The following is a 13,959-nucleotide window of genomic DNA, read 5'->3' as shown; positions in this document are numbered from 1 at the left end:
CTTGCGGCGCGCATCGGACCCTTCGGCGGCCGAATGACGTCCCCGATTCTGCGACGATCGTTGGAGCGACTCGGCTTCTTGCCCCCCGGCGGCCATAAAAAAAGCTCCCGCATGCCAACCGAATGGCCTTGCGGAAGCTCGACGCCCTCCTCTCAGTCCTTGCTAAGCGCGTGATTCGTCCGGAATTCCCGCGGCGTCGCGCCGATCGACTGCTTGAAGATCTTGTAGAAGTAGCTCTCGCTGACGAAGCCGACATTGAACATGATTTGCGAGATCGTGGTGTCCGTGTTCTGCAGCTCGGACACGGCGCGCATGATCCGCACCTTGTTGATGTAATCGTTGAGGGATTCGGATTCGCACTGCTTGTATACCTTGCTGAGATGCGCCTTGCTCATCTTGAGCTTCGTCGCCAGGAACTGCAGGCTCAGGTTCGGGTCGGAATAATGCTTCTCGATCGCTTCCTTGAGGGCGGCGGCCAAGATGCGGTTTTTGTCGTCGGTGCTCGTCTGCCGCGGCTCGGTGACCTTCCGGAACAGATCGATATACTGCAGCAGCACGTCGTCCAGCGTTTCCCGCTCCATCACGCGGCGGTTGAAGGACAGCAGCGACGCCTTGACGGCATGCGTGTCGTCCAAATGCATGTCCTTCAAATGATTAACCGTAATCGCCGTCAGGTACTGCAGCGATTGCAGTAGATGGTCGATGCGGAAGTCCGTCAACCGTTTGAATATCTTCACGAGCTGCTGCTCGATCGCGTTCATGTTGCCCGTGCGAATCGATTCAAGCCACTTCTTCTCCAACGCATCGTCCAGCTGCGTCTCGTCGCCCCGCTCGTTGACGGCGACGAGCTCCGGCGTAATGACGGCCGTTCGCCCGTAGATCATTCGGTATTCGGACAGCAGGAGCGCCTGCTCGTATGCCTCCGACAGCCGTTCGTGGTGGTCCACGGCGGAGCTGACCGATGCGCATAGCCCGATGTGGTAATAGCTGCGCACGACGTCCTGCAGCTTCGCGATCGCCCGCGGCAGCTCTCCGAGCCGCTGCTCGGCCGCCTGCGGCACGGACAGCAGCATCGTCACGAACTCGTTTCCGAGCTGCACGCTGACCGAAAGCGCGAAGGAATGGAACATTTCCTCGGCAATATTTTGCACCGCGAACTTATGCAGTTCGGCCGTTTCCCCCCCGACAAGGGCGTTGTCGATGCGGAGCAGGCAGACGATATACTCGCCGTTCGCTTCCGTCAGCTTCAGTCCGTGCAGCCGGACCTGCTCCGAGAATTCCTCCCCGCTCATCTTCTGCCGCTCCAGCAGCAGCCGACGAAGGAAATAGTCCCTTGCGATGCTTTCGGTCGCTTTATTGCCCTGCTCCAGCTTGGCCATTTCCTCCAGCATCCGCTGGTTGAACAACGTCAGGAACGCCAGCTCGTCCTTGCCCCCGACGCCGTCGATCCGCGCGGGCATCGTTCGCAGCGACTGCATCAGGCTGCCGATCGGCTTGTACAGCTTCATGGAGATGAACGTCGACGCGAACAACGTCAGCACGATGAACCCGCTGAGCAGCAGGAACGAGAACGTTCGGATCTGATCCAGGCTCCCGAACGCGGCCTTGTAGGACTGCATGCCGACGATCCGCCAGCCGGTCGTGGCCGAGGTGCTGTACATGACGAGCTTCTTGCCGTTCCCGCTTCCGAGCGTGAAATAGCCTTCCGGCTCCTTCTTGGCGTCGATCTGGCGGATAACGGCCTGTTTCGCGGCGGCATCGCCCCCGTCCGACGCATCCTTCTCCAGCATTTTGCCGTCCGCATCGAACATCATGACATCGCCGAGCGCGCTGTCGGCCAGCCCGTTGATCGCGCGCACGTTATCGAACAACCATTGCGGCTTGACGTTGACCATCAGGATGCTGCCCGCTTCTTTCTTGAACAGGGTCAGCAAGTTCCGTTGTTCCTTGTTCTCCGACACCTGAACCGGCATAAACTTCATGTCCGGGATCTCGGCATGATCGTTTTGATAGCGCTTCAATATATTGGATTGGCTGCCTGCCGCGCACTGCACCGGCACGGATTGCGGCGAGATATAGTAGCATCCGTTATGCCCGTTGTAAATCAGGAGCGAATCGACGAACAGGTTCGAGTTGACGATATAGTCGAATTTCTGCAGCCGGTTGTACAGATCGAAAATATCCATGTCCCGGTTTTGCATCAGCACCGAAATATCGCGGTCCGAGAACGTCGAGATCGTAAAATTCAACACGGCATCGTACAAATTATCGATATTGTAATTGACCTGCTTGAGTACCTTGCCGGTCGATTCCAGCTGCAGCTTCATCGCGCTGCGCTGGGAGAAGGAATAAAACAGCGAGCCGAACACGATCAACAGGATGGAAGCAAGCAAAGCAAAGGAGAAGACCAGCCGCATGAAATATTTGCGCGAGCGATAGAGATCCAACAATTTCATCCTGTCATCACCATCCGTCTGAGAGCACTTTCATCTGATTCTATTACGGAAGCGCCCGTTTGGGAATCCCCGGCCGCTCCGAAGGCGCCGCTCCGATGCGTTTTGAACGGAAAAACGACAGATGAGCAGTCGGATATGGCAGGTTGAACGTACAAAGAAACCTTTCCTTTGGCGTATGGTCGGGCGGCGCCTCCATTTGACCAAGGAAAGGTTTCTTATGTTAGCCGTAATTTAGGGATGTCCCGGCAATGGCTAACGGGACATCCCACGGAGCGAGGGCGTTACCGCGCTTGATCCTTTCTATACCGTGACCGGTACTGACGGTTAATCTGCCAGTACCGTCTCCAGCATGCGGATGATCATGGCCACCGACTCGGCGCGGGAAGCAGGGGAGTTCGGGGCAAATGTACCGTCGCCGCTGCCGTTCACGATGCCCGCTGCGGCAAATGCATTAATTTCGTCCGAAGCCCAGTTTCCGTTCAAGTCCGAGAACAACGGTTTTGCAGGCGTCACGTAATCAGTCACGCGAGCGAGCATGGCCACGATTTCGGCCCGGGTAATCTCTTGATCGGGATGGAACGTACCGTCGCCGTAACCAACGGACAACCCGTTAGAACGAAGGATACCGATCGCGCCCGAAGCCCAGTGGCCCTCCGTGTCCGTGAAGGCCGAAGCCCCTCTCGGCTGCAAGCCCAGCGCTTTCACCAGCATGGCCGCGAACTCCGCGCGCGTGATCGGCGCATCGGGACGGAACGAGCCGTCTTCGTAGCCGTTAACGATGCCGATTTTCGCGGCGCGTTCGATGAGCGATGCGCTCCACGAAGCCGCGGCTACGTCGGAGAAGGCCACGGAAGTCGCAGATTGCTCGCGAGCCCATATCTCCTTGATCACAGCCACGATTACTTTCTCGTTGAATACAGGTTTATCGGCCGTAGGTTTCGACCCTGTATTCGTAGTTCCGGTTCCGGTTCCAGTTCCCGTTCCAGTTTCAGTTCCAGTTCCGGTTCCAGTTCCCGGGTTGACATAGGTCTTCTCCGGCACCGTTACGGCGAGCATGCCCGTAACTGCCTTCGTGCCATCGCTCGTTCTCGTCACTTCCAGCACGAGTTGGATCGTTGCCTCCGCGCTTGGCGGCGTAACGGAACCATCTGTCCCGATCACGCTCGGATCGCTGGAGGATTTGATCGCCACCGTGTAGCCTGCCGGTACGCTTGGCAATGTCAATGCCGTCGCATCCTTCGCCGGCGCTGCGATCCCGGCGATGCCTGCCGCGATCTGAGCAGCGGATTGCTCGGTTACGGCTGGAGCCAAACCGTTCATCGCTGCCTGCAGCGCGGCTGCCGCGTCGTCGACGTCGGTTTGCGTCGCATCGCCGTCTTCGTTCGCCGCGTTCGCGGCTGCCAACGCATCCTGCAGGGCGGTCCAGCTTGCTGCCGAGTAATCCGCTTCGTGTAGGCCGTTCGCCGTCTGGATCGCAGTCGACAACGCCGCCTTGTCGGTCGTTGCCGGCGCAGCCTCGCCGCCTGGAGAAAGCTTGAGCGGCAGAGCGCTCAGGCCGCCGTATAGATGGAAGCCGAGATAGCCGGAGACCGGAATATTGCTGTTGGTCGTCCCGTCGTAATTATCCAAATAGTCGTAGATCGTAGTTCCGTCGATTTTGACGATGATCCTGGTGCCGGCGGCGGTATTCAACACCCCGTACTGCATGTCGTATTCCTTGCCCAGCTCGAAGATTCCGTCATTGGGAACCTGATAATCGCCCAGGCTGGACGCTCCGCCGAACTTCTGGAGCTCGAATACGTCCTGCTTAAAGCCGAGCAGGTAATTCGTGGCGCCCCACGGGTCCCCGATGGTATTGCTGTTGCGAAGCGAGATCGCAAACCAGTCGTTGTTCCAGCCGTCTCCGGGGCTGCCTAGCTGCATCTTGAAATGCCAAACGGCGTAGTTGGGAAGCTCATGCCCCTCGAAGCCGAGATAGCTGCCCGTAAAGGCGATGGTTTCGTTCGGCGCGCCGGCCAGGTTGAATTGCGCCCCGGAGGACGTCTTCCACCCGGACGCGTCGTCCATCAGCGTGCTCAAGTCCACCAGACCGCTGATTCTCGCTGTCTCCATCGTGTCCATGCCGTCTTTCAGGCTCTGGATCTTGGCGTCGATCGTCGTTTGCGGAACGTTGGGTTCGGCCATAAGAGCCTGCGCATCCGCGATGATCGCGGCGAAGGCATCGTATGCCGCTTGCGGATATTCGCCGGTTGCCGTGCCGACGGTAACGCTGCCGAGGTAATTCTGGCTAACCGCGATCTGCGCGCTCAGAAGCAGGGTATCGGCAATCTCGTTCAACGCCGTGGTAAAGCTGTACACGCCGTTTTCGTCGAGTTTCCGGATCGGGTTCTTCGCCGAAGCGCCGACGGCCTCTACTTGCCAGTAATAGGTCTTTCCGCCATACTCCAGTCCCTCAACCTCGATGGAGGTATTCTTGGTCGTGCCTGTAAACACGACGTTCGCCAGGCCGGGGTCGGTCGCGACGACGACGTTGTAATCGGTCGCGCCGACGGCGTGGTTCCACATGAGGTCGAGCTTGTAAGTCTGCACGTCCGTCGTGCCGTTAAACGGATACGTCAGGCTGAAATCGTTCATAACGAAAATGCTGCTTCGATATTGGTCGATGTACTGCCCGATCGAGGCATAGTCCGGACTGACGAATCCGCTGCCGATACCCGGAGGCGCCTGAGGCAGCGAGTAATCGTGAACGGACGGATCGTTAAATGCGCCGGCGTCGGGCAAGGTCACGTTGTCTTGCTGGATCAACGTCGGTTGAGCCGAGGAAGCGATGTTGAATGCCCCGGAATCGTAGCTGACGTTGTTCGTGACGACATTGTCCTTTGCCGAATTCATCTCATCGCTCCGGCCGACGCCGCGCGGATTCAGCGCGTTTATCGCGTCGCCTCTCGCCGACCACCAAGGGTACGCGGCGTTCCAGGCGGGATTGTCTTGGCCGATCGCGTCGTACTGGCCAACCATCTGATCCTGGTTGCCTTGGTTCCAGTTGTAATTAATGATGCTTATCGGCGTGGCGCTGTTGACGAACACGTTGCTGTCGATGCGGTTGCCCCAGGAGCCATGGCCGAAAACAGGCGTTTTCACGTTATAGAACATGTTGCTCTGGATCACCTCGCCGCCCATGTTGTCGTCGAAATAGATGCCGTAAGCGCTGTTCTTGCCTGCCAACCCGGTGATGTCGTGCATCAGGTTGTTCCGGAACGTGAGGTTAACGTCGGTCCAGTTGCGCCCGCCGTATATCGCGCCGGCGTCGTCGGACTCCGAGACGAGGTCGTACAGTTCGTTGTTCTCGAAGACGTTGTTAGCGCCTCCGACCAGCAGTCCCGCGTGAGGCCCGTCATGGATTACGTTGTTCGCCACCCTGGCGCCGACCGCTCCCGTCTTGACGCTGATCGCCGGGGTGTACGTCCTGCTGACCAGGTTGAACCTGGAGAAGTAGTTGTTCGTCACGTAGTCGCCCGAGGCGGTCAAGTTCGCCTTGTCGCCCGAGCTGTCGATATAGATTCCGCCTTTGGACAGGTCATAGATATCGTTGCCGGTGAACCCGGAGTTCGTCGTGCCCTTCATGTCCGCGACCTTGCCGCCCAGGTTTCTGAACGTGCTGCCCGCCACCACGACATGGTCGGCGTTCCTGATGGTAAAGGCCGCCGCGCTCGTCGCCTCGAAGGTAAGGCCTTCAAAACTCAAATAGTTCGCTCCGTTGACAAGGATCATATTCTTGTCGAGCGTGGCAAGCTGGATGTGGCTGGCCGCGAGATCGTCAGTGGTCGGATAGTAGTACAAGATGCCCGTGTCCCTATCAAGGAACCATTCGCCAGGTTTATCGATCTCTTCGAGCAGGTTGAACACATAGAAGCGCTTGTCCCTCGCCACTCCGTAATCGGACGTGCTGCCGAGCGTCAGCGTTCTGTCCGAGGTGTTGGCCGTAACCGGCATCGAATCGTTGAACCAATCCCAATACCAGTAGCCGGAAGCCCAAGCCTGATCGGCCTGCGCCCACCTGTCGGCGGTTTCGGGGATAAGCTGGGAGTCGGCATACGAGAACGTCGCCCCGGCGCTGCCCTGCGGAGCGGTAATCTTGCCGGTCTCGGCATAGCCTTGGTTAGGCCATTGGGAGAGCGTCTGACGCATGTCGTCGACATACATCTGCGTCGAATCCGGATCGTCTAAGGTGTTGGGGCTTGCCCTGCGAATGCTGCCCCACTGCGAGCTCGGGATGCCGAGCGCGTTCAAGTCTACCTGCATCACGCCGTCCGCGACGTTCGGGTATAACCTGGCCTTGACGCTCGGGTCCGTCACGGGCGCAAAGGCCGAGCCCGGTATCGTCTGCGCGCCGGAGAAGATGACGTTTTCTCCGTCGTACGCCTTATAGGTGACCGGCTTATCCGCCGTACCGGAGTCTGCCGCCTCGAAATCGACCGTAGAAGCGATAACGTACTCCCCGCCCCTGAGGTACACGGTTATTCCCCCGGCCGGTACCATCTCATTCGCCATGTAGGCGCGCACGGCGTCCTTGGCTTTCTGCAGCGTATGGAACGGACTGCCGATGCTGCCGTCGTTCGTGTCGCTTCCATCCGGCGACACGTAAAGCTCCGACGGTCCGTACGCGAAGTTTTCCGGAATGATGACCATCGCCGTGCCGGATTGGAGCTCGTCCTCCACGGAGGCGGCGACCACCGTCAGCACGCCGGCGCCTTCGTCGGCGCTGACCGTCAGCACGCCGTCCGAGGTAATCGCCGTGCCCGCGCTGGTGTTTCCCTGAACGGACCAGGTCACGTCCGTGCTTGCGCCGGAACCCTCCGCAACGCTCACCGCGGCGGCGAAGCTGGCGTTCCCGCCCTTGCCGACGTCAAGCTTGACGGGATCCACGGTCACGGACTTGACCGGGCCGTCTGCGGGGGAAATCGTAAACGCCGAGCCGGTCATGCCATACATGTTGACCGTTAGATAGCCGTCCTGGTCGATGGGCGCCACAGGTTCGGGAGCGGGATCGCCGTAAGAAGCGCCGGTGTCCACGATATCGAACACGGTCTTGCCCGCGATCTTCAGGATCAGCCTGACGCCGCCGTCTACGTCAAGCGAACCGAGCTCGTAGTTCTGAACCACGCCGGGCTTGGCGGCAGCGTTGGCCACCGAAGCGACGATTTTCTGCTCGGCGCCGTTCGTGACCCTGTAGAGATCCCATTGCGACCGATCGCCCGCAAGCCTGAAGAAGTAGTCGGTCGTGCTGGAATCGTCTACTAACGGCTTCTTCGCGCGGAGCTGGAATCCGATCCACCCGCCCCCCAGCGCGTCTATTTTCCCTTTGAATGCCCAGACCGCGTTCCTGTCCACAGGCTGCATATAGGAAAAAGAATTGCTCCAGTTGACCGCGGTATTTTGTGCCCCCGGAGTAAGAATGACGCTTCGGTTGGAGGCGTCGACGCGATCGCCGGTCGATGACGGATGTGCCTGCCAGTTGGCGATTGCATCGCTCTTCATCAGCGTGTTGATGTTGGTGAGCTGATAGTCCCCCGCCGTGCCGCTTCCGGTATCAAGAGGCGTTATGGGATAGGTGTCCGTGTTGGCCGGGGTAATCTGAGCGTTATTGGCCGTTCCGCCCGTCTGGCCCGTAAGTCCCTGAAAATAGAGCTCAAAGCCTTGCGATTGGTCGGTAATTGCAGGGTAGCCCGCTTTCTCGCCGTCGGCAGGCGCAAAGTCCGCGCCCGTATCGACGACATCGAACACGGAGACGCCGTTGATCTCGAATACGAGTCTCACGCCGCCGTCCACATCGATTGCCCCGACGACGATTTCTTCTTTCGCGTTGACGGCGAGCAAGCCGTCGTTGGGCACTTCCGCGAGCGTGGTCTCCGTCCAGTCCGGGTTGGAACGCCGCAGCTGCAGGGTGCCTCCGTTAGCCGAGGAATAGCGGACGTAATACATCCGAGGCGTGTAAGTGTCCGAAGCCAACGCCGTCGTCCGCGCCTTAAAGCCGAATTGAGCGTCGCTGCCCAGCGTGTTCAACTGCATATCGAACGCCCATGCGGTGTCTGACGGAATCGGCTTGGCATAAACAAGATGCGATGCCCATGTGCCTGTCCCGTTCACCTGCTGCTGCGGAGCGCCGAACACCATATTGAACAGCGCCGGCGTCATGCTGCTCGCCGCATCCATGCTGACCGTTTCCCAATTGTCGGCGTCCTGCATGATCTGCCCTAAGTTGGTGACCTTGATGTCCCCCGGGGTCGTCTCCGCTCCGGTCGGAGAAATGCCCGTGTCGTCCCCTGCATCGACGTTATCCGCGAATACGGGAACCTGTACCAGGCTCAAGATCATCATCAGCGTCATGGCGACCGCCATCGTCTTTTTGATTGCTATGCGAGTCATCCTTCCACCCCCTTGTTCATGTTTTTCATTTGCACCACGAATAATGCAAACGTTTACAATCATAATGGCAAGCTATTCTTCGATTGCGATGTTCGTACCGCATGAGTCATTCACCTCCGATTTAGGAACAGCATGCCATGATCAACGGCCCGGTTCTACTGCTAGAAACTCATTTTCCTTCTATGGCGGACTGCTCATGTGGTTTTTTTCCGTACAAAACGCGCCTGGACAGCCCCGAACTTGACGTCAGGAGGGGGATCTTGTAACGAGGCCAAGTCGCCTCTAACGCAAAAAGACAGTCCAAGGCCGACGAAGCCCTGGACTGTCCGATAAAGCCGGATCGCTCTTTTCACGATAACTATACTTGCGTTTGAATTCTGCCACATATAAAGAGGCGCGCCCCTATTGGCGTGCCCCCGATGTTACGCGTGCTAGAATGACGCGTTATGCATTCCCCATCGTACCGATGTCGATCACGAACCGATAGCGGACATCGGAAGCGAGCACGCGCTCCCAAGCCTCGTCGATCCGATCGGCTGCAATCGTCTCGATCTCGGGCGCGATGCCGTGTTCCGCGCAAAAGTCCAACATTTCCTGCGTTTCGCGGATCCCGCCGATCATCGAGCCGGCGAACGAACGGCGATGGCCGAGCAGCGAGAATACGTTCACGTCGAGCGGCTCCGACGGCGCACCGACATTGACCAGCGTGCCGTCCAGCGCCAGCAGCGACAGGTAAGCATTGATATCGATCTTCGCGCTTACCGTATTCACGATGAGATCGAACGAACCGGCCAGCGCCTTGAACGTCTCCGGATCGTTCGTCGCATAATAATGGTCGGCGCCAAGCTGCAAGCCGTCTTCTCTCTTCTTCAAGCTTTGCGATAAGACCGTCACTTCCGCCCCCATGGCATGAGCGATCTTCACGGCCATATGTCCAAGCCCTCCGAAGCCGACGACCGCAACCTGCTTGCCGGGAGCGGCTCCCCAGTGGCGCAGCGGCGAATACGTCGTGATGCCGGCACACAGCAGAGGCGCGGCGACGTCAAGATCGAGCGCGTCCGGAATACGGACCACGAAGTCCTCGGTGACGACAATATGCGTGGAGTAGCCGCCCTGCGTATGCTGCCCGTATTTATCGATCGCGCCGTAAGTGCCTGTCATTCCGTTGAGACAATACTGCTCCTCTCCCTGATGGCAGTTATGGCACTCGCCGCAGGAATCGACCATGCAGCCTACTCCCACCCGGTCGCCGATGGCGTATTTCTTGACTCCCGAACCCACCTGCGAGACAATGCCGGCGATCTCGTGACCCGGAACGAGCGGATAGTTTACCGGTCCCCAATCGCCGCGAACGGTATGGATGTCGGAATGGCAAATGCCGGCGTATTTGATCTCGATGAGCACGTCATGCGGCTCCAGATTCCTGCGCTCGATCGTAGTCGTTTGGAATGGACCTTCCGGACTGAATGCTGCGCGTGCGTTAGCGATAACCATGGTAGTACCTCCTGAAGTTTGATGAGTGATTCGGATGACGATCGGTGCAGATGATACGACGGGCGACTTCTGAAAGCGACAGCGGGCGTCTAAACAAAGTATATTGATTAATCAACGTATGTCTATTATTATAATTGTAAATATCCGCCGTTCAAGGGTTAATATACGACGAAGTGTTAAGATATCAACAAAATATTCAAATCTGTTCATTATCATACAGAAGTTTGGTGGGGTTACGATGGCTAAAGTGGATCGACGCATTGCAAAGACGCAGGAATCCTTGAGAACTGCCGTTATTGCCTTGATGAACGCAAAAAGCTTCGACGAAATAACCATTCAGGATATCGCGGACCAAGCTAACTTAAACCGCGGAACCATTTATCTGCATTATCAGGACAAATACGATTTGTTGGATAAACTGATCGAGACGCATATGAACGAGCTAAGCGAAATGGATGAATGGGCCTGTAAACTGGATTGGAGCAGCGGGCTTGTGCCGTTCTTCGAGTATTTCGAGAAAAACCATCTGTTTTTTTCGACGATGCTAGCCAGCAAAGGGGCTCCCTCCTTCAGGGCCCGGCTGCTTGATTACGTCATGGAAGGATTCAAAGGAGAAATCGATCGCGAAAGCGGGAAAAACGCGGAATTAAGCGAAGACGTTATGCTGCAATACGCCGGTACCGCCTATGTAGGTATCGTAGAGTGGTGGATTAAGAATAAAATGCCGCATCCGCCGAAAATGATGGCTGAACAGGTCGGGGCGCTGCTGGGGAGAAGTTTATAGACGGTTTTCCCGTCGTTTGATAGACCGGTAACGGCAATAAAAAAAGGACGCGCCCCTCTAAACCGGTGGCTGCGTCCTCTTCTATATTGGGGTGGTACATCGTAACCTAATGCCGCGGAAAGGATCGATGCGACGGTTCCTTCGGACCTGCCTAACGCTTTTTCCGAGCACCGGCCAGCTGCTTCATGATTTCTTTGCCCGTCGGGGTTTGGGCCAACCCGCCTCCGGCCGTCTCGCGATGGATGTCCGGCATCGCGCTGCCGACCTCGAGCATGACCTGAATGACTTCGTCCGACGGGATCGCGCTGCGGACGCCGGCGAGCGCCATGTCCGCCGCGGCCAAAGCGTTCACGGCCCCGAACCCGTTGCGGACGATGCACGGAATCTCCACCAATCCGCCGACCGGATCGCAGATGAGTCCGAGCGTGTTTTTGAGCGCGAGGCCGACCGCATGAACCGCTTGCGCCGGACTGCCGCCCTTCAGCTCCACGAGCGCGCCGGCAGCCATGCCGATCGCGGAACCGACCTCGGCTTGGCAGCCTCCCTCGGCGCCGGAAATAAAAGCATTGTTCGCGATCACGTAACCGAGCGCGCCGGCGCAAAACAGCCCCGCCACCATATGATCGTCGTCCCAGCCGAACCGCTCTTGGCTGCTGACGAACACGCCCGGGATAATGCCGCACGAGCCCGCGGTCGGCGTGGCGACGATGCGGCCCATGGAGGCGTTCACTTCCGATACCGCGAGCGAGTATGCCATCGCCGCGCCGGCATGCGGCCCGAGCGAAGCCTCTTCCCGGCGCGTATATTCGTGCACCTTCTTCGCGTCTCCGCCGGTCAAGCCGCTGCGGGATAACCGCTCCGAGACGATGCCCTTGCGCACGGCTTCCTTCATAATGCCGTAGTAGGATTTCATTTTGTCCCACTCCTGCTCCGCCGCGAGCCCGGATTCCCGCGCCTGTTCTTCGAGCATGATCGCGGATATCGGCTTGCCCTCGTCCGCGCACAGGCGCTCCAACTGCTTTAAAGTTCGGAATTTCAATTTGCCGCACCGCCGTTCAAGTCAATATATCCCACGCTCTTCACGTCGGCGATCCGCCCGACCCGCTTCCTAAGCTCGGCCGGGATGGCAGCGTCCGATTCGATGACCGTCGCCGCTTCGCCGAGCCTGGATTTGCGGTCGACGTCCATGTAGCCGATGTTGACCCCGGCATCGCCGAGCAGCCGCGTGATAGCGGCCAGCATGCCGGGCCGGTCGTCATGAAAAACGATCAGCGTCGGGTAGTTCCCTGTGAATTTCAACTCGAAGCCGTCCACTTCCGATACTTCGATGCTCCCTCCTCCGATCGAGCAGCCGGTCATCCGGACATGTCTCCGCCCCTTGCGAAGCGCGACGGTTAACGTATTCGGATGCGCCGCCGGAACGCTTGCCTTACGGAACGCGATGCGCATGCCCGCCTGCTCCGCGAGCTCGATCGCGTCCGGAATGCGTTCGTCGTCGGTATCGAACCCCAGCAGGCCGGCGACGGCGGCCAAGTCGGTTCCATGTCCGGCGTACGTGGCCGCGAACGAACCGTAGAACATGATTTCGGCCCGCTTCGGCAAACCGCCGAACAGCAGGCCCGCCACCCGGCCCAATCGGACCGCCCCGGCCGTATGGGAGCTGGATGGTCCGATCATGCCGGGCCCGATGATAGAGAATACGTCCTTGAATCGCATCGGGCAGCCTCCTTACGCAAGCCAATCGGCTAAATGGGCTTTCACGAATTCATCGTCGTTCAGATGCGGGTAATCCGCGTACATGCGATCGATCTCCTCCCGTTGTCCCGCGGAAAGCTCCTCCTGCGGATTCAGGCACCATGTTCCCCGCAGGAGGCCCTGCCTTCGCAGCACTTCGTGAATGCCGGGAATGCACCCGGCGAACCCGTGCGCGGGATCGAAAAAGGCGGCGTTCGTATCCGTCACTTCGACATTGCGGGACAGCCAATCGAGCGGGATGACGTCGTGCTTGCGGGCGGATTTGATTTCCTCGAGCAGCTCGACCGCCTTGCGCGTCCATACCGCCCAATGGCCGAGCAGGCCGCCGACGATTCTTTTCTCGATCGTCCGCCCGTTCACGTTGAACCGATACCTGGTCAGCAGATCGTTCACGATATTGTCGTCGTTGCCCGTGTACAGCGCGATCTCGTCCCGACGTTCGGAGCAGCATACGGCGCGGACGACATCGATCGTCTGGTAGCGGTTGAACGGCGCGACCTTGATCGCGACGACGCCGGGAATGTCCGCGAACGCCCGCCAGAAGTCGAAGCTGAAGAGCTTGCCCCCGACGGAAGGCTGCAAATAAAAGCCGATGATCGGCATGACTTGGGCTGCTCTCTCCGTCCGTTTCAACAGGTCCGCTTCGGATAATCCTTGGAGCCCGCCCATGCTGAGCAGCCCCGCGTCGTAACCGAACCCTGCGGCGATCTCGGCTTCGGCCGCCGCCTGCTCCGCGGGACCGCATAGGCCCGCGACCCGGATGAACGGACGCTGCAGCGCCGCGCGGTCGACCTCTTCCGAGGCTAGCCTCAGCACCTTCTCGTATAAGTTGAATCGCGGCTCGCGAATCTCGAATTGGGTGGAATGAACCCCGACGGCGACGCCGCCCGCACCCGAGGCGATATAATAGCGGGTTAAGGCGCGCTGATGCTTCTCGTCCAGCTGCCTGCGTTCATCCAGCGCGAGCGGATGGGCGGGAATGACAAGACCGTCATGAAAGGCCTGGTGCTGCTCGGCGTTTAAGGGTCGGAAGCTGCTCATTGC

Annotated in this window: 7 protein-coding genes; 1 reads left to right on the top strand and 6 read right to left on the bottom strand. The window is 58.8% G+C overall.

Annotation, left to right across the window (positions count from 1 at the left end; genetic code table 11):
* Positions 1-152 precede the first annotated feature (152 nt).
* The 3 genes from GT003_RS07800 to GT003_RS07790 form a co-directional block, all read right to left on the bottom strand.
* Positions 153-2,456 (bottom strand): helix-turn-helix domain-containing protein, encoded by a 2,304-nt coding sequence (locus tag GT003_RS07800; protein ID WP_161696132.1) that lies wholly within the window; start codon positions 2,454-2,456, stop codon positions 153-155.
* A gap of 324 nt (positions 2,457-2,780) precedes the next feature.
* Positions 2,781-8,882 carry an S-layer homology domain-containing protein gene (locus GT003_RS07795; RefSeq protein WP_161696130.1) on the bottom strand — a complete coding sequence of 2,034 codons (6,102 nt, stop codon included), beginning with the start codon at positions 8,880-8,882 and terminating at the stop codon, positions 2,781-2,783.
* A gap of 444 nt (positions 8,883-9,326) precedes the next feature.
* Positions 9,327-10,376 carry an NAD(P)-dependent alcohol dehydrogenase gene (locus GT003_RS07790; RefSeq protein ID WP_161696128.1) on the bottom strand — a complete coding sequence of 350 codons (1,050 nt, stop codon included), beginning with the start codon at positions 10,374-10,376 and terminating at the stop codon, positions 9,327-9,329.
* 238 nt (positions 10,377-10,614) lie between these two features.
* On the opposite strand from GT003_RS07790, the gene GT003_RS07785 reads away from it, so the two are divergent.
* Positions 10,615-11,160: a TetR/AcrR family transcriptional regulator gene (locus tag GT003_RS07785; protein ID WP_161696126.1), complete on the top strand. Its 546-nt coding sequence runs from the start codon at positions 10,615-10,617 to the stop codon at positions 11,158-11,160.
* A 151-nt stretch (positions 11,161-11,311) separates the two neighbouring features.
* Here GT003_RS07785 and sdaAA read toward each other — a convergent pair whose 3' ends face one another.
* From sdaAA to GT003_RS07770, 3 genes are read right to left on the bottom strand one after another with little or no spacing between them, the layout of a single operon-like run.
* Positions 11,312-12,199 (bottom strand): L-serine ammonia-lyase, iron-sulfur-dependent, subunit alpha, encoded by an 888-nt coding sequence (gene sdaAA / locus GT003_RS07780; RefSeq protein ID WP_161696124.1) that lies wholly within the window; start codon positions 12,197-12,199, stop codon positions 11,312-11,314.
* Positions 12,196-12,876: an L-serine ammonia-lyase, iron-sulfur-dependent subunit beta gene (gene sdaAB, locus GT003_RS07775; RefSeq protein WP_161696122.1), complete on the bottom strand. Its 681-nt coding sequence runs from the start codon at positions 12,874-12,876 to the stop codon at positions 12,196-12,198. Before sdaAB ends, sdaAA begins: the two co-directional genes overlap by 4 nt.
* Before the next feature lie 12 nt (positions 12,877-12,888).
* Positions 12,889-13,956, bottom strand: coding sequence for a dihydrodipicolinate synthase family protein (locus GT003_RS07770; protein WP_161696120.1), 1,068 nt, complete (start codon positions 13,954-13,956; stop codon positions 12,889-12,891).
* Between the last annotated feature and the right edge of the window lie 3 nt (positions 13,957-13,959).

The sequence above is a fragment of the Paenibacillus sacheonensis genome, assembly GCF_009909195.1.
GTDB lineage: Bacteria > Bacillota > Bacilli > Paenibacillales > Paenibacillaceae > Paenibacillus_Z > Paenibacillus_Z sacheonensis.
The sequence above is the reverse complement of the archived record's forward strand: the minus strand, read 5'-3'. Positions and strand labels throughout refer to the sequence as shown.